Source organism: Anaeromyxobacter sp. PSR-1, from assembly GCF_000964525.1.
Classification (GTDB): domain Bacteria; phylum Myxococcota; class Myxococcia; order Myxococcales; family Anaeromyxobacteraceae; genus Anaeromyxobacter.
Genome location: NZ_BAZG01000089.1, coordinates 1 through 16,555, shown reverse-complemented (window position 1 = coordinate 16,555; position 16,555 = coordinate 1). Strand labels below are relative to the sequence as shown.

Here is a 16,555-nt window from a genome sequence, read left to right as displayed (position 1 = left end):
GGGTCCGCGGCGGGCACCTCCAGGCCACCCTGGACCTCTCCGCCGTGTTCCCCGCGGCGCTCGAGAAGCAGCTCGGCAACGGCCTCACCAACCTCGTCGCCATCTACGTCACCGTGTCGCGCGAGGAGGGCGGCCCGCCGGCGGCGCTCTACGGCGAGGTGGTCGAGATCCTGTTCGACGTCTGGGAGGAGACCTACGCGGTGACGGTGAAGGACTGGCGCACCCCCGCGGGCGCCCGGCGCGTGCTGCCCGACTACGCGGCGCTGCGGCGCCTGCTGTCCGACGCGCGCGAGGTGGACCTGGGCGCCGTGGGGGCCCTGCCGCCGGGGCCGCTGGTGGTGGAGGCGCGGGTGGAGGTGAACCCGGTGTCGCGGGAGCAGCTCCAGCGGACGCGCGAGTACATCGCGAACCCCACCGCCGGCGCCCGCGCGGGCGGCGGCGGGGGCGGCGGCTCGCGCAGCGTGCTCGGGGCGGTGGCGAGCTTCCTGCTCCGCGACCCGGACCCCGGCACCGACGTGCACCTGCTCCGCTCGGCCCCGTTCACGCTCGCCCAGGTGGGCGCCCGATGAGCCGCCCCCGCCCCGCCCGCGCGCCCGCGGCGGCGGCCGCGCCCGGCCGGCTCCGCCGGCTGCTCGGCCACCTGCGCATGTCGCGCTTCGAGGCGCGCATCACGCTCGCGCTGGTGATCGCGGCCAGCCTCCCGCCCCTCGGCGCCATCCTGCTCGCCGGCCGGCTCGCCCAGGAGAACCTGACCCTCGGGCTCGATCCGCGCGTCGTGGACCGGCTGGAGTCGATCCCGTCGCTCTACGGCGACCTGTTCCAGGCGCGCAAGGCGCTCTACGCCGAGCAGGCGCGCGCGCTCGCCCGCGGGCTCCCGCGCGACCCCGCCGCCGGCTCCGCCTACCTGGCGAGCGCCCTGGAGCGGACCCCGCGCCTGCGGCGGGTGATCTGGACCGGGCGCGACGGCCAGGTGGTGAGCGAGGCGGAGACGCAGGCGCCGAACCCCGAGGGCGAGTGGCGCGAGGCGCCGGCGCGGGTGGGCCTGCCCGGCGGCGGCCAGCTCGAGTGCGTGTTCGCCATCGAGGCCCGCTACTTCGCCGAGGTGGCGGAGTCCCGCGAGCTGGCGGAGCTGGTGCAGAACGTGGAGCGGCTGCAGGCGGAGATCCGCCGCAGCTACGTGCGCGCGTTCGGGCTGCTGCTGGTGGCCTGGGCGGTGGTGGCCGCCGGGGTGGGGTTCTGGCTGGCCCGCCGGACCACCCGGCGCGTGTCCGACCTGGTGCGCGCGGTCCGGCGGCTCGCGGCCGGCGACCTCTCGGTGCAGGTGGACCCGGGCCGCCACGCCGACGAGGTGGCCGGGCTGGCGCGCGCGTTCAACGCGATGGTGCGCGAGGTGCGCGAGAGCCGCGACCGCATCGTGTACCTGGAGAAGATCTCCGGGTGGCAGGAGGTGGCGCGCCGGCTCGCCCACGAGATCAAGAACCCGCTCACCCCCATGCAGCTCGCCTTCCAGCAGCTCGAGGCGCGCTGGAAGGCGACGCCGGGCGGCGACGCGGCCTTCGGGAAGCTGCTCGCGGACGCGGGCGAGATCGTGCGCGAGGAGATCGGCACGCTGCAGCGGCTGGTGGAGGAGTTCTCCGGCTTCGCCAAGCTGCCGCAGGTGAGGCCCGAGCCGTCCGACCTGGGCGAGTTCGTGGAGGAGTTCGTGCGCACCAGCCCGCAGGTCACCGAGGCGGCGGACGTGGACGTGGTCCGCGCCAGCCCCAGCTGCCCGGTGGGGCTCGACCGCGCGCTCATGCGCCGCGTGCTGGCGAACCTGTGCGCGAACGCGATCGAGGCGGCGCGGCCCGGGCGCGCCCGCGTCCACCTCGGGGTGGCGCGCACCCGCGACCGGGCGGTGCTGACGGTGGCGGACGAGGGGCCGGGGATCGAGCGCGAGCTGCGCGAGCGGATCTTCGACCCCTACTTCACCACCAAGGGCACCGGGACCGGCCTCGGGCTCGCCATCGTGAAGAAGATCGTCCTGCAGCACGGCGGGGAGATCCAGGCCGGGGAGCGGCCCGGGGGCGGCGCGTCCTTCACGGTCGCGCTGCCGCTCGCCCCGGCGGGCGAATCGACCGGCGCGGACGGGCGGGCGCGCGGTTAGAATCCGCGCCATGCCCTACGACCTGACCGACCGCCTCGCCCTCGTCACCGGCGCGACCTCCGGGATCGGCGCGGCCTGCGTGGACGCGCTCGTCGGCGCCGGCGCGCGCGTCGTCGCCGCCGCCCGCCGCGCCGATCGCCTCGACGCGCTCGCCGCGCGCCACGCCGGCCGCGTCCACCCGCTCGTGCTCGACGTGCGCGACCGCGCCGCGGTGGAGGCGAGCCTCGCCACCCTGCCCGCCGCCTGGAGCGAGGTGGAGGTGCTGGTGAACAACGCCGGGCTCGCGCTCGGGCTCGAGCCGGCGCAGCGCGCCTCGGTGGACGAGTGGCAGACGATGATCGACACGAACTGCACCGGCCTGGTGGTGGTCACGCGGGCGCTCTTGCCGGGCATGGTCGAGCGCGGCCGCGGCCACGTGGTGAACGTCGCCTCGGTGGCCGGAACCTACCCGTACCCCGGCGGCAACGTCTACGGCGCCACCAAGGCGTTCGTGCGGCAGTTCACGCTCAACCTCAAGGCCGACCTGATCGGCACCGGCGTGCGCGCGACCTCGGTCGAGCCGGGCATGGTCGAGACCGAGTTCTCGCTGGTGCGCTTCTCCGGCGACGCCGGGAAGGCGAAGCAGGTCTACCACGGCATGCAGCCGCTCGGCCCCGAGGACGTGGCCGACGCGATCCTCTGGTGCGTGAGCCGCCCGCCGCACGTGAACGTGAACGCGCTCGAGCTCATGCCCGAGCGGCAGGCGTTCTCGCCCTTCGCGGTGAAGCGCGGGTAGCCGGTCCCACGATCATCCGCTCGCCCCGAGCCCGTCGAGGGGCGGGCGGACGCCGGGCGCCGCGGTCAGTCGGCGCCGCCCGCCTCCGCGCCGCTCACCGGCCAGCCGATCTCGTCGGCCACCGGCTCGAGGTCGCGGCGCAGCTTCTCGAGCGCCCGGATCTCGAGCTGGCGGGCGCGCTCGCGCGAGAAGCCGAAGTGGTGGCCGAGGTCGCGCAGCGTCTCCTTGCCCTCGCCCATGATCCGCGCCTCGACGATGTGCCGCTCGCGCGGGTCGAGCCGCCCCATGGCCTCGGACACCCGGCGGGCGAGCAGCGCGTCCTCCTCGGCGCGCGCCAGCTCCTCGTCCTGCGGCTCGCCGTCGGCGGGGGTGAACTCCAGGTGCGTGCTGGTCCCGTCGGCGACCGGGGCGTCGAGCGAGAGGTCGCGGCCCTCCATGCGCTGGGTCATCTCGACCACGTCGCTCGGCCGCACGCGGAGCTTCTTGGCGACGAGCGCGACGTCGATGCCCTCCTCGGCCAGGCCGGCGCCGGGGGTGAGCCGCTCGATCTCGTGCCGGGTGCGGGCCAGCGAGAAGAAGAGCTTACGCTGCGCCTGCGTCGTGCCGATCTTCACGAGCGACCACGACTTCAGGATGTGGTTCTGGATGTAGGCGCGGATCCACCACACCGCGTACGAGATGAGCCGGATCTCCTTGTCCGGATCGAACTTCTGCACCGCCTTCATCAGGCCGATGTTGCCCTCCTGGATGAGGTCGGCCATGCGCAGCCCGTAGGACCGGTACTCGAAGGCGACCTTCACCACGAAGCGGAGGTTCGCCTCCACCAGCCGGTGGCCGGCGCGGGTGTTCCCCTCGTCGCGGAACTGGCGGGCGAGCCGCCGCTCCTCCTCCACCGTGAGGAGCGCGACGCGGTTGATCTCGCGGAGGTACTGGTCGAGGGTGCTGCTCGCGGTGCTCGGTCGGTTCATCTCTCCTCCAGGGTGGGATTGCTCGTCCAGGGTGGGAAAGCTCGTGGCCCGGTCCCGCCCCAGCAACCCCCGTGCCCGCGCCGGGATCGCCGCCGATCGCACGCCGGCGGCGGCGTCGAGCCTCGATCCCCGGCCGTGCCTGTAACTTCGACGCGGGCGATCCGGTAAGCGCGACAGGTGCGCCGGCTCGGGGGCACACCCCGCGTGCGGGCTGGCGTGCGGCCCGTGGGCGGAAGGCCGCGCTCGCGCTCGCCCGGCGCGGCGCCGCCCAGGGGCATTCACGCAGGGTGATGCCTACATCCCCGAACGAGTCCGCCCCGCTGCCCACCGGGGCGCTAGAAGACCGCTTCGTCCGCGCCCGCTCCGGGCGCGATCGAAAGGAGCCCCGGATGCCGTCCGCCTCACGCCCCCTCGCGCGCCTCGCCGCGCTCGCCCTCGCGGCGCTCGCCGCCGCGCCCCTCGCCGCCTCCGCCCAGCCGAAGGCCGCGCGCGGCAAGACCGAGGTCACCTGGTACGGCCACGCGGCCTTCGTGGTGACGACGCCCGGCGGCACCGTGCTCGCCATCGATCCGTGGCTCTCGAACCCCAAGGCGCCCGAGCCCGGCCTCGCCGGGAAGCTCCCGAAGGTGGACTACATCCTCGTCAGCCACGGCCACTTCGACCACGTGGGCGACGCCATCGCGATCGCGAAGCGCACCGGGGCGAAGCTCATCACCAACTTCGACCTGGGGAGCTCGCTCGTCGCGGCCGGCTACCCGAAGGACCAGGCCGGGATGGAGACGCTCGGGAACATGGGCGGCACGATCCAGGCCGGCGACGCCGCGGTCACCATGGTCGCCGCGGTCCACAGCTCCGGGTTCGCCGACGACAAGGGCGCCGTGCACCCCGGCGGAAACCCGATGGGCTTCGTGATCCAGGTGAAGGGCGGCCCGACGATCTACCACACGGGCGACACCGACCTGACGCAGGACATGAAGCAGCTCCCGGAGCGCTTCGGCCGGGTGGACGTGATGCTGACCTGCATCGGCGGCCACTTCACCATGGACCCGAAGGCCGCCGCGATCGCGGTGAGCTACGTGCGGCCCCGCACCGTGGTGCCCATGCACTTCGGCACGTTCCCGGCGATCGCGGGGACGCCGGAGGAGCTGCGGGCGGCGCTGAAGGGCAAGGCCGAGGTGCGGGTGCTCGAGCCGGGCAAGCCGGCGGGGTTCTAGGCGCCTCGGCGGGCGCGCGCCGGCGGCCCCCGGCGCGCGCCGCCCCGTCACGCCGCCAGCGGGAACATCCCGCGGGTCTGCTTCGCCACCAGGCTGGCGTAGTGGCCGCCGCGGGCGACCAGCTCGGCGTGCCGGCCCTGCTCGACGATGCGCCCCTCGCGCAGCACCACGATCCGGTCCGCGTCCACCACGGTGGAGAGGCGGTGCGCGATGACGAGGGTGGTGCGGCGCCGGGAGACGCGGGCCAGCGCCTCCGAGACCAGCGCCTCCGACTCGGCGTCGAGCGCCGAGGTGGGCTCGTCGAGGATGAGGATCGCCGGCTGCTTCAGCAGCGTGCGCGCGATCGAGACGCGCTGGCGCTCGCCCACCGAGAGCCGGCTGCCGCGCTCGCCCACCACCGTGTCGTAGCCCTGCGGCAGCCGCACGATGAAGTCGTGGGCGTTGGCGGCGCGCGCGGCCGCCTCGATCTCGGCGCGGGTGGCGCCCGGCCGGCCGTAGGCGATGTTGGCGAGGACCGACTCGTTGAACAGCAGCGAGTCCTGGAACACCACGCCGATCTGGCGCCGGAGCGCCACCTGCTTGAGCTTGCGGACGTCGATGCCGTCCACCCGCACCACGCCCTCGGTCGGATCGTAGAAGCGCTGCACCAGCGACACCAGCGTGGACTTGCCCGAGCCGGACGGGCCGACGATGGCGACGCGCTCGCCCTCGCGGACGTGCAGGTCCACGCCGTCGAGGAGCGGCGGGCCGCCGCCCGGGTAGGCGAAGCGCACGCGCTCCCAGCGCACGTCGCCGCGCAGGCGCACCATCTCGCGCGCGTCCGGCGCGTCGCCGAGCAGGTCCTGCGCGTCGAGGATCGCGTACACCTCCTCGACGGACACCTGCGCGGTGCGGAGCGTCTTGTAGACGCCGGCGAGGCCCAGCACCGGGCCGAACAGGCCGCCCACGTAGCCGAGGAACGCCACCAGCGTGCCGGCGGTCATCTGCCCGCGCAGCACCAGCACCCCGCCCAGCGTCAGCGCGGCCACGCGGGCCGCGATCTGCACCAGGTTCTGCGCGGCGCCCACCCCGGCGTCCACGCCCACGCCGCGGATCACCACCTCGTTGGCCGAGTTCACCTCGTCGAGGAAGCGGCGCTTCTCCGCCTCCTCCATGGTGAAGCTCTTCACCGTCACGATGCCGGAGAGCACCTCGTTGAACCGCGAGTAGATGTGCACCCAGCGGTCCAGCAGCGTGCGCTCGCGGCGCGTCTGCATGGGCGCGGCCAGCCGCGCGATGAGCGCCGGGAGCGGCGCGAACGCCAGCACCAGCAGCGCCAGCCGCCACTCCAGCCGCAGCATCACCACCACCGAGAGCACCAGGTACGCCGCGGCCGGCACCACGTTGAACGCGAGGTCGGAGAGCGCGCCCACCAGCCCCTGGATCGAGCGATCGAGCCGGGTCATGAGCGCGCCGACGCCCTCGGCGCGGTGGAACGTGAGCGGGAGCCGGTGCAGGCGCTCCACGGTGGCCTCGGTGAGGCGGTACTGGATGCCGATGCGGGTCCGCCAGGTGAGCCAGTTCGAGGTGGCCGTGAACGCCTCGCGCAGCAGGCCCAGCACCACCAGGGCGAGGATGCCCTCCCCCAGGCGGCGGCCGCCCTGCCCGAGCGCGAGCGCGTCCCAGCCGCGCGCCAGCGCGAGCGAATCGAAGATGCGCTTCAGCGCCAGCGGCTCGGCCGCGTTCACGCCCGCGAGCGTCAGCGCCACCAGCAGGATGCCGGCGATGGGCAGGCGGAACGGGACCAGGAACTCGGCCGCGCGCAGCAGCCCGCCCCGGCGGCGCCCGGCGCGGCCGGGGGGATGGGCGGCAGCGGTCGTGGTCACGCCCCCCGGAACCCGCCGGCGCCCGGGCGTCTTCCCGCGGGGCGTGGCCGGCGCGGGCGGGCGCGCGCACGCCCGCCCGGTCAGCCGGCGAGGAAGGTCGCGACCACCCGGTAGCGCGGGAGGTGGCGGCAGACGATCCGCACCGTGGAGAGGAGCGGCACCGCCAGGAACAGCCCCACCGGCCCCCACAGCCAGAACCAGAACAGCGAGCCGAGGAAGACCACCAGCGGCGAGAGCCGCAGCTGCTTCCCGAGGAACACCGGGTCCACCACGTTCCCCTGCACGTTGACGAGGGCGAGGTAGATCGCGGCCACCAGCGCCACGTCCTTCACCGTGCCGTACTGCAGGAGCGCCATGGCGGCGGGCAGGAACAGGCCCAGCGCCGGCCCGACGTACGGGATGAAGTGCAGGAGCGCGGTGGTGATCCCCCAGATGGCGGCGTGCTCGAGCCCGTACAGCGCGTACACGCCCCAGGTCACCAGGCCCAGGATCGCGTTCAGCGCCACCCGGTTCAGCATGTACTGCTCCACGTCGCGGTGGAGCTCCTCCAGCGCGGCGAGGACCCGGGCCCGCCCGCCCGGGCGGCGCTCGGCGCGGGCGAGCAGCTTCGCGCGGAAGCGCGGTCCCTCCGCCAGCGTGAAGTACAGGACGAACACCACCACCGTCGCCTGGCCGGCCAGCGTGAGCGCGCCCTGCGCGGTGCCGACGAGCAGCGTGGCCCAGGGCACCGTCTCCTGCACCTTCACCTCGCCCGGGCGGCGCGGCGTCTGGACCAGCTGCTCGGACTGCGCCTGAAGGTGCGCCGCGTGGCGCCGGATCCCGGCGGCGGCCTCGCGGAGCCGCCCCTCGTAGCCGGGCAGCTCGTCGGCGAAGGCGGCGATGCGATCCCAGAGCACCCAGCCGATGGCGGCGAGCACCGCCACCGTCAGCAGCGTGCCCGCGATCGCGGCGAGCGTGCGCGAGAGCCCGCGCCGCTCCAGCGCCGCGACCAGCGGGTGGACCGAGAGCGCCAGCGTGACGCCGAGCGCCGTCGGCACGAGCAGGTCGCGCGCCACCCACAGGAAGCCGAACCCCGCCGCCACCGCGAGCACGGTCAGCGCGCGCGCCGCGGCCCGGGCCTCGTGCCCGCCCGGCGCCGGCGGCGGCGCGGCGGCGCTCACCCCAGCCCCGCCGCGATGGCGAGCAGCGCGTCGGCGCGGTGCGCGCAGGTGTGGCGCGCGCGGACGGTCTCGAGCCCGTTCGCGGCCAGCTCCCGCGCCAGCCCCGGCTCCGACAGCACCGCGCGCAGGTGGCGCGCCATCTCGGCGCCGTCGCGCGCGACCAGGAAGTCCACCCCGGGGCGGAACAGCCGCTCGGCGTCCCGCCACGGCGCGCTCACCAGCGGGACCCCGCAGGCGAGCGCCTCGAACGGCCGGATGGTGGGGATGCCCGGCAGCGCCTCGGCGTACGGCCGCCGCGGCACGTGCACGGTGACGCGGTGGCGCGCGAGCACCTCCGGGGCACGGTGGTTCGGCAGGTAGCCGCGGTAGGCGATCCCGGCGGCGGCGAGCGCGCGCAGGCCGGCCTCCGGGTAGCGCACGCCGTGCACCGTCGCGGAGATACCGAGCGCCCGCACCGGCCCGAGCAGGAACTCGGCCAGCTCGGCGGTGCGCTCCTCGTCGCCCCAGTTCCCCACGAACACCAGGTCGCCCTCCGGCGCCCCGGCGCGCGGGTGGAAGCGGCGGACGTCGGCCGCCTCGTGCCAGGTGAAGGCGCGCCCCTCGAAGCCGCGCGCGCGCCAGATCCCGGCCAGCACCTCGCCGAACGCGAGCACGCCGTCGTAGCGGGACAGGTCGAAGCGGGCCAGCTCGCCGGGCGCGGTCACGGCGCGGTGGTGCGTGTCGTGGAACAGGAGCCGGAGCGACGGACGCCGGGCGCGCTCGGCGCCGACCCGCGCCACCACCTCGGGGTCGTTCCACTCGTGCACGAGCGCCAGGTCCACGCCGTCCAGCGCCTCGGCCGCGTCGAGCGCGCCGGGCGCGTAGGTGCGGACCGGGAGCTCCGGGTAGGCCTCGCGCCACGCCTCGAGCGCCGCGGCGCCGTGGTCGCGCACCAGGTTCTCCGCGCTCCAGGCGCCGAGCGCCTCCCAGGCGGTGACGGCGTGGCCGCGGTGGACCAGCTCCGAGGCGACCCCGCGCAGGAAGTGGGCGTTCCCGTGGTTCCAGTCGGAGCGGAGCGAGTGGACGAAGAGCGCGATCTTCACGGCCGGGCTCCGGCGCGGGCGGCGAGCCCGCGGTAGAGGTCGAGGTACGCGTCCGCCATCGGGCCGGGCCCGAGCCGGAGCGCGCGCGTCCGGGCGCGGACCGCGAGCGCCTCGCGCCGCCCCGGATCTCCGCAGAGCCTGCGCAGCGCCGCGGCGAGCGCCGCGTCGTCCCGGGGCGGGACCCACTCGGCGCAGCCGTCCCAGGTCTCGCGCAGGCTCTCGAGGTCGGCGAGCACCAGCGCGCACCCCGCCAGCGCCGCCTCCAGCACCGCCAGCCCGAACGGCTCGTAGCGGGCGGGGTGCGCGAACACCGCCGCGCGCGCGAGCCAGGCGGCGAGGTCCGCCTCCTCGAGGCGCCCGAGCAGGTGGGCGGGCCCGGGCGGCAGCGCGCGCGGGGTCGGATCGCCGGTGGCGGGCCCGGGCGGCGGCGCATCCGTCCCCCCGGGCGCGCGGGCCTCGCCCGCGATCGCCACCGGCCACGGGAGCCTGGGCGCGACCCGCGCCAGCGCCGCCGCGCCCTTCGCCTCGTCCCAGAGGCGGCCCGCGCCCATGACCAGCGCCGCCTTCTCGCCGGGCGGGAAGCGCGCCGGGTCGCGGCCGTTCGGGATCACCGCCGGCGGCGCCAGCGGGCCGTGGTGGCGCGCCAGCGCGCGCGCCATGGCGGCGCTGGGGGCGGCGACCGCGTCCGCCGCGGCGAGGCCCTCGCGCACCGCGCTGCGGTAGCGGTCCCATGCCGACGGCGGCGGCTCGCCGCGGACCGCCTCGTACCAGGAGACCACGCAGGAGTGGCCCACCACCAGGCGCGGCGCGCGGAACGGGAGGCGGCCGTGCGCGAACGCGCCGAGGTGCACCACGTCCGGGCGCTCGCGCCGCTCGATCCCGAGCAGCCACTCGCCGGCGCGGGCCACGTCGTCCCAGGGCTCGTCCATCCACTCGAGCCGGAAGCCGGCCTCCTCGTGCACCAGCCCCGGGACGGCGCGCAGCCGCCGGCGCGCGCCCTCCGGCACCGGGCCGCCCTCGGTGGCGAGCACCACCGCGGCGCCGCGGGCCGCCAGGGCCGCCGCGAGCTCCAGCGCGTAGGTGAGGACGCCCCCCACCGCGTCGGCGTGCAGGAGGATCTTCACGGTCGGTCACGCCTCGTAGATCCGGTCCAGGGTGGCCTGGACGTCGAGGATCGACTCGACCGCCGGGTCGTAGCGGCCGCCCGCCGCGAGCGCGCGCGCCCAGGCCACCGCGGCCCGGCCGCCCCACGCGTCGGGCGGGGCGGCCAGCAGCTCGCGGCGCGTGCCGTGGAAGCGCTCCACCAGGAAGTCGTAGAAGGACCCGTGGACGTTGCGGAGCGCCGCGCCGCCCCGGGTGCCGTAGAACGCGGCCTCGATGGCGCAGTCCTGGCCGGCGGAGAGGCGCCACGAGCAGGAGAGCTGCACGGCGGTGCCGTTCCCCAGCTCGAGCTGGGCGGCGGCGTAGTCCTCCACGAGGCCGCTCTCTCGGCCGCGCAGCCGCTTCCCGCCCGAGCGCAGCGTCGCGCTCACCGTGTCCACCCCGGGACCGCCCAGCGTCCAGAGCGCCAGGTCCACCAGGTGGATCCCGAGGTCCACCAGGCAGCCGCCGCCGGAGAGGCGCGCGTCGTAGAACCAGGACTTGTCCGGCCCGTACGCGTTGTGGAAGGAGAGGTGCGCGGCGTACACCTCGCCGAGCGCGCCCTCCGCGACGAGCGCGCGCACCCGGTCCATGCCCGCCACGTGGCGGTACGAGAGGTCCACGCCGAGGAGCCGGTCGGCGGCGCGCGCCGCCTCCACCACCCGCCGCGCCTCCGGCGCGGTCCGCGCGAGCGGCTTCTGGCAGAACACCGCCACCCCGCGCCGCAGCGCCCGCACCGCCTGCTCCGCGTGCAGGGCCGACGGCGTGGCGATGACCACCCCGTCCACGCCCAGGTCGAGCAGCGCGTCGAGGTCGGGCACCACCAGGCAGCCGTCCAGCGCCGAGGCGGCCTCGCGGGCCGCGGCGGCGCTCGGATCGGCGAGCGCGGCGGCGGTGGCCGCGCCGGACTCGAGGATGGCGCGCAGGCGGTGCCGGCCGATCCAGCCGACGCCGAGGAAGCCGAGCCGCGGGCGCGCCGGGCCGGCCGATGGGTACGCGATCATGGGGTGACGAGGGCCTTCACGAAGCCGTCCGGCCGCTCCTCCATCGCCTGGAATGCGTCGGCGAGCCGGTCGAGCGGAAAGCTCCGGTAGAGCGGCCCGGGATCGAGCCGCTCCTCCGCCACCAGCCGCGCCGCCGCGAGGACCCCCTCCCGCTGGACCGCGAGATCGCGCTCGTGGGCGTTCACGACGTCGATCCCGCGCCAGTTCCACGACTGCATGTCCACGGTCCGGGGGCCGTCCTGGTGGTAGCCGGCGATGGCGAGCCGCCCGCCCTCGGCCACCAGCCGGGAGGCGAGGTCCAGCGCCTCCTGCGAGCCGATCGCCTCGACCACCACCTCGCACATGCGCCCGCCGGTGAGATCCCGGACGCGCGCCTCGGCGGCCCCGGGATCGCCGGTCGGGATGGCCTCGTCCGCCCCGAAGCGCCGCGCCAGCCCGAGCGACGTCTCCCGGCGCGAGAGCGCCAGCACCCGCGCCCCGGCCAGCGCCGCCAGGCGGAGGACCACCAGCCCGAGGAAGCCCGCCCCCACCACCGCCACCGTGTCGCCCTGCGCGATGGCGGCCCGGCGGAACACGTTCACCGCGCAGCCGAGCGCCTCGCCGGGGAACGCGCCGGCGACGCCGTCCGGGATGGGCAGGACGCGGTCGGCGGCGGCGAGGTCGTAGTCCGCGAAGGCGGCCCCGGAGAGCAGCGCCACCCGCTGCCCCTCCACCAGCCCCTCGACGCCCGCGCCCAGCCGCTCCACCACGCCCCAGCCCTCGTGGCCCGGCACGCCCGGCGCGAACGGATAGGTGAACCAGGCCCGCCCCTGCCACGGCGCCAGGTTGGAGCCGCACACGCCGCAGCCGTGCAGGCGCACCAGCACCTGCCCCGGCCCGGGCCGGGGCCGCTCCACCTCGGCGAGCTCGATCCGCCGCGGGCCCGCCAGCACCGCGGCGCGCATGCGCGCGGCCATCTAGGTCGCCGCCTCCCCGAGCGCGGCCGGGCGCTGCGGCCGCGCCGCCGCCGCGAGCCACGCGTGCAGACGCCCCACGCCCTCCCGGACGCCGGTGCGCGGCGCCCAGCCGGCCAGCGCCGCGAAGGCGGAGGGATCGGACACGTACCAGCGCTGGTCGGCGAGGCGCCACGGCTCGAGCGTCACCCGGGGGCGCACGCCCTCCAGCGCCTCGACGAGCTCGAGCAGCTCGAGCAGGCTCACCGTGTTGTCGGGTCCGCCCCCGAGGTTGAAGGCGCGCCCGGCCACCTCGCGCGGGCGCTCGCGCGCCGCCAGGAACGCGTCGAGCAGGTCCTCCACGAACAGGATGTCGCGCACCTGCTTCCCGTCGCCGTAGAGCGTGATGGGCCGCCGGGCCATGGCCTGGATGAGGAAGTGCGCCACCCAGCCCTGGTCCTCGGTGCCGAGCTGGTGCGGCCCGTAGATGCAGCTCATCCGGAACACGGTGGCGGGCACGCCGTAGGTGCGCGCCCAGTCGAGCACGTACTGCTCGGCGGCGCCCTTGGAGCAGCCGTACGGCGAGTGGAAGGCGAGGTTCCGCGCCTCGGAGATCCCGCGGTGCAGCCCCGGATCGACCGGAGCGTACCGCCGGCCGGCGTCCTCGAGGAGCACGTCCTCGAGCGCGCCGTAGACCTTGTTGGTGGACGTGAAGAGCACGAAGGGCGGCGGGTCCTGGCGGCGCACCGCCTCCAGCACGTTGAGGGTGCCGCGGGCGTTGACCTCGAAGTCCTGGACCGGGTCCACGAGCGAGGTGGTCACCGCCACCTGCGCGGCCAGGTGGAACACCGCCGCCGCGCCCTCCACCGCCCGCGCCGCCGCGCCCGGGTCGCGCACGTCGCCCGCGATCACCTCGAGCCGGTCGCCGTGCGTGGCGCGCAGCCAGGCCAGGTTCCGCTCCACCCCCGGGCGCGCCAGGCTGTCGAGGATCCGCACCCGCGTCCCGGACGAGAGCAGCCGGTGCGCGAGGTTCGCGCCGATGAACCCCGCCCCGCCCACCACCAGCACGCGCTCGGCGATCACAGCGACAGCCCCCGCGCGGCCAGCTCCGCGCTCGCCTCGCCCACCCGGTCGTGCGCGATCTGGCCCTCCAGCCACCCGGCCAGCTCCGCCAGCCCGTCGTCGAACGCCACCGCCGGCGCGTAGCCGAGCACGGCGCGCGCCCGCGAGATGTCCGCGAAGCAGTGGCGGATGTCGCCCACGCGGTACCGCTGCGTCACCTCGGGCCGGAGCTCCTCGCGGCCCAGCGCCACGGCCAGCCGCTCGGCCACCTCGAGGACGGTGAAGCTGCGGCCGCTGCCGACGTTCAGCACCTGCCCGGCCGCGCCCGGCACCGTCAGCGCCAGCCGGCAGGCCTCGGCCACGTCGCGCACCGACACGAAGTCGCGGCGCTGCACGCCGTCCTCGTTGACCAGCGGGGGACGGCCGTTGAGGTAGCGCGCCGCGAAGATGGCGAGGACGCCGGTGTACGGGTTCGAGAGCGCCTGGCGCGTGCCGTACACGTTGAAGAAGCGCAGCGCGACGGTGGCGATGCCGTACGCCTCGCCCACCAGCAGGCTCATCCGCTCCTGGTCGTACTTCGAGAGCGCGTAGATCGACGCGAGCGCCGGCGGCTTCGTCTCCGGCGTCGGCACCGGCTCGAGCGCCGCGCCGCCCTCCCCGGCCGGCTCCCAGCGCCGCGCCAGGAGCTGCGCCCGGGTCCGCTCCGCGGTGACCGGGCGGCCGCGCGCGTCGCGGTACAGCCCCTCGCCGTACAGGCTCATCGACGACGCCACCACGAGCCGCTCCACCGGGCGCTCGATGAGCGCCTGGAGCAGGGTGGCGGTCCCGAGGTCGTTCACGCCGACGTAGCGCTCCACCTCGTACATGCTCTGGCCGACGCCGACCGCCGCGGCGAGGTGCACCACCGCGTCCACCCCGCGCAGCGCGCGGCGCACCGCCTCCGGGTCGCGCACGTCGCCGACCTGCAGCTCCACCTCCCGGGCGAGGTAGGCGGGGCGCGCCGCGCCCGGGCCGTGCACCTGGGGTGAAAGGACGTCGAGCGCGCGCACGGCGTGGCCGTGCGCGAGCAGGTGGTCGGCCAGGTGCGACCCGATGAAGCCCGCGCCGCCGGTGATGAGGATCCTCCGTCCGCTCATGCGTGTGCCGTCCCTGGGCCCGCCCTCCGCTCCGTCCCCCGGGCGTGAAGGGCGGCCCTCCTCGCGAAACGTGCGGACAGGTGCGTGACCGGGCAACGTGCACGCCTCGCGGGGGAACGCTCCTCGGGCGTGCGGCGCAGCGCCGAGCGACGCCCGGCCGCTCGGCGCAGACTGCGGGCGGGGGATCGACACCCTAGATTTCGTCGAGCGGATGGCCCGGAGGCCGCCCGTCACACCCATGCCCGAACGGCTTCGGATCGCCTTCTTCGCCTCGAGCCTGGTGTCCGCCTACTGGAACGGGGCGGCCACCTACTACCGCGGGCTCGCCCGCGCGCTCCACGCGCGCGGCCACGCGCTCACCTTCTACGAGCCCGACGCGTTCGACCGTCAACGGCACCGGGACATCCCGGATCCACCGTACGCGCGCTCGGTGGTCTGGGATCCGGGCGATCCCGCCGCGCTGGAGCGCTGCCTCGAGGAGGCCGCCCGGGCGGATCTGGTGGTGAAGGCGAGCGGGGTGGGCGTCCACGACGCCCTGCTGGAGGCGCGGGTGGCGGGGCTGCGCCGGCCGGGGAACCGGGTGGCGTTCTGGGACGTGGACGCGCCCGCCACGCTGGCCCGCCTGGCCGCCGACCCGGCCGACCCGTTCCGCGCGCTGGTGCCCCGGTACGACCTCGTGTTCACGTATGGTGGAGGCGACCCGGTGGTCCGCGCCTACGCGGCGTGCGGCGCGCGGCGCTGCGTCCCGGTCTACAACGCGCTCGATCCCGCCACGCACCACCCGGCGGCGCCCGACCCGCGCTTCGAGGCCGACCTGGCGCTGCTCGCCAACCGCCTGCCCGATCGCGAGGCGCGCGTGGAGGAGTTCTTCCTGCGCCCGGCCGCGGCCCTGCCCGGGCGGCGGTTCCTGCTCGGCGGGGCGGGCTGGCAGGACCGGGCGGTGCCGCCGAACGTGCGGCGCGCCGGCCACGTGGGCACCGCCGATCACAACGCCTGGAACTCCACCGCGCTGGCGGTGCTGAACGTCTCGCGCGACAGCATGGCCGCGAACGGCTTCTCCCCCGCCACCCGCGTGTTCGAGGCGGCCGGCGCGGGCGCCTGCCTCGTGACCGACGCGTGGGACGGGATCGAGCGGTTCCTCGCGCCCGGCGAGGAGATCCTGGTCGCCCGCGACGGCGACGAGGTGGCCGCGCTGGTGGACGGGCTGGACGCGGCCCGCGCCCGGCGCGTCGGCGCCGCCGCCCGCCGGCGGGTGCTCGCCGAGCACACCTACGCGCAGCGCGCCGAGGTGGTGGAGGCCGCGCTGGGGGTGCCCGGCGTCCGGCCCGCCCCCGAGCGCGCCCTCGCCCAGGGCTGGGCCGAATGACGGCCGGCGCGCTCGACGTGGTGTTCGTGGGGCTCTCCATCACGTCGTCTTGGGGCAACGGGCACGCCACCACCTACCGCGCGCTGTGCCGCGCCCTCGCCGCCGCCGGGCACCGCGTCACGTTCCTGGAGCGCGACGTGCCCTGGTACGCCGCGAACCGCGACCTCGCCGCCCCCGCGTTCTGCCGGCTCGAGCTGTACCGGTCGGGGGCCGAGCTGCGCGAGCGGCTGGGGGAGACGCTCCGCCGCGCGGACCTCGCGGTGGTCGGCTCGTACGTGCCGGACGGCGTGGAGGTGGGCGCGCTGGTGCAGGAGCTCGCGCGCGGCGTCACCGCGTTCTACGACATCGACACGCCGGTCACGGTGGCCCGGCTCGTCCGCGGCGAGTGCGAGTACCTCACCCCGGCGCTCGTGCCCGGCTTCGACCTGTACCTGTCCTTCACCGGCGGTCCCATGCTCGCGCGCATCGAGCGCGAGCTGGGCGCGCCCGCCGCGCGGGCGCTCTACTGCAGCGCCGACCCGGAGGTGCACCGCCCGGCCGCCGCGCCCGGCGCGGCGCCGCGCTGGGACCTCGGCTACGTCGGCACCTACGGCGCCGACCGCCAGCCCGCGCTGGAGCGGCTGCTGCTCGAGCCGGCGCGGCGCCACCCCGGCCGCCGCTTCGTGGTGGCGGGCCCGCAGTACCCGCCCGGCCTCGACTGGCCCGCCA

14 protein-coding genes and 1 pseudogene are annotated in these 16,555 nt (G+C 76.3%); 6 read left to right on the top strand and 9 right to left on the bottom strand.

Annotated elements, in window-relative coordinates:
• The 3 genes from PSR1_RS13875 to PSR1_RS13865 all read left to right on the top strand — a co-directional run.
• A partial coding sequence (locus PSR1_RS13875; RefSeq protein WP_059438118.1) for a hypothetical protein occupies nucleotides 1-569 on the top strand: 569 nt, incomplete at its 5' end.
• Entirely contained in the window at nucleotides 566-2,143 is a 1,578-nt protein-coding gene (locus PSR1_RS13870; protein WP_059438117.1) for a HAMP domain-containing sensor histidine kinase, read from the top strand. The genes PSR1_RS13875 and PSR1_RS13870, both read left to right, overlap by 4 nt.
• A 10-nt stretch (nucleotides 2,144-2,153) precedes the next feature.
• A complete protein-coding gene (locus tag PSR1_RS13865) occupies nucleotides 2,154-2,918 on the top strand; it encodes an SDR family NAD(P)-dependent oxidoreductase (protein ID WP_059438116.1) in 765 nt (254 codons plus the stop codon).
• Nucleotides 2,919-2,983: 65 nt separating this feature from the next.
• Here the strand turns inward: PSR1_RS13865 and PSR1_RS13860 are convergent, their stop codons facing one another.
• Nucleotides 2,984-3,886 (bottom strand): RNA polymerase factor sigma-32, encoded by a 903-nt coding sequence (locus tag PSR1_RS13860; protein ID WP_059438115.1) that lies wholly within the window; start codon nucleotides 3,884-3,886, stop codon nucleotides 2,984-2,986.
• A 389-nt stretch (nucleotides 3,887-4,275) separates the two neighbouring features.
• Here PSR1_RS13860 and PSR1_RS13855 point away from each other — a divergent pair, with 389 nt between their 5' ends.
• Nucleotides 4,276-5,100 (top strand): metal-dependent hydrolase, encoded by an 825-nt coding sequence (locus PSR1_RS13855; protein ID WP_059438114.1) that lies wholly within the window; start codon nucleotides 4,276-4,278, stop codon nucleotides 5,098-5,100.
• Nucleotides 5,101-5,147: 47 nt separating this feature from the next.
• Here PSR1_RS13855 and PSR1_RS13850 read toward each other — a convergent pair whose 3' ends face one another.
• The 8 genes from PSR1_RS13850 to PSR1_RS13815 form a co-directional block, all read right to left on the bottom strand.
• Nucleotides 5,148-6,965 (bottom strand): ABC transporter ATP-binding protein, encoded by a 1,818-nt coding sequence (locus PSR1_RS13850; RefSeq protein ID WP_059438113.1) that lies wholly within the window; start codon nucleotides 6,963-6,965, stop codon nucleotides 5,148-5,150.
• 80 nt (nucleotides 6,966-7,045) lie between these two features.
• Nucleotides 7,046-8,125: an AI-2E family transporter gene (locus PSR1_RS13845; protein ID WP_059438112.1), complete on the bottom strand. Its 1,080-nt coding sequence runs from the start codon at nucleotides 8,123-8,125 to the stop codon at nucleotides 7,046-7,048.
• The gene (locus PSR1_RS13840) at nucleotides 8,122-9,207 is read right to left on the bottom strand and encodes a glycosyltransferase (protein WP_059438111.1); all 1,086 of its coding nucleotides are present in this window, start codon (nucleotides 9,205-9,207) and stop codon (nucleotides 8,122-8,124) included. The genes PSR1_RS13845 and PSR1_RS13840 overlap by 4 nt, the downstream gene beginning before the upstream one ends.
• Nucleotides 9,204-10,331: a glycosyltransferase gene (locus PSR1_RS13835; protein WP_059438110.1), complete on the bottom strand. Its 1,128-nt coding sequence runs from the start codon at nucleotides 10,329-10,331 to the stop codon at nucleotides 9,204-9,206. The genes PSR1_RS13840 and PSR1_RS13835 overlap by 4 nt, the downstream gene beginning before the upstream one ends.
• Before the next feature lie 6 nt (nucleotides 10,332-10,337).
• Nucleotides 10,338-11,351 carry a Gfo/Idh/MocA family protein gene (locus tag PSR1_RS13830; protein WP_059438109.1) on the bottom strand — a complete coding sequence of 338 codons (1,014 nt, stop codon included), beginning with the start codon at nucleotides 11,349-11,351 and terminating at the stop codon, nucleotides 10,338-10,340.
• The gene (locus PSR1_RS13825) at nucleotides 11,348-12,307 is read right to left on the bottom strand and encodes a zinc-binding dehydrogenase (RefSeq protein WP_059438108.1); all 960 of its coding nucleotides are present in this window, start codon (nucleotides 12,305-12,307) and stop codon (nucleotides 11,348-11,350) included. The genes PSR1_RS13830 and PSR1_RS13825 overlap by 4 nt, the downstream gene beginning before the upstream one ends.
• A complete protein-coding gene (locus PSR1_RS13820; RefSeq protein ID WP_059438107.1) occupies nucleotides 12,308-13,366 on the bottom strand; it encodes an NAD-dependent epimerase/dehydratase family protein in 1,059 nt (352 codons plus the stop codon). It lies immediately after the preceding gene.
• Nucleotides 13,363-14,481 (bottom strand): NAD-dependent epimerase/dehydratase family protein, encoded by a 1,119-nt coding sequence (locus PSR1_RS13815; protein ID WP_059438106.1) that lies wholly within the window; start codon nucleotides 14,479-14,481, stop codon nucleotides 13,363-13,365. The genes PSR1_RS13820 and PSR1_RS13815 overlap by 4 nt, the downstream gene beginning before the upstream one ends.
• A 238-nt stretch (nucleotides 14,482-14,719) precedes the next feature.
• Here PSR1_RS13815 and PSR1_RS13810 point away from each other — a divergent pair, with 238 nt between their 5' ends.
• Nucleotides 14,720-15,847, top strand: coding sequence for a glycosyltransferase (locus tag PSR1_RS13810; RefSeq protein WP_059438105.1), 1,128 nt, complete (start codon nucleotides 14,720-14,722; stop codon nucleotides 15,845-15,847).
• Nucleotides 15,844-16,555 (top strand): annotated as a pseudogene (locus PSR1_RS13805) (glycosyltransferase); the annotation flags it as partial. The gene PSR1_RS13810 and the pseudogene PSR1_RS13805, both read left to right, overlap by 4 nt.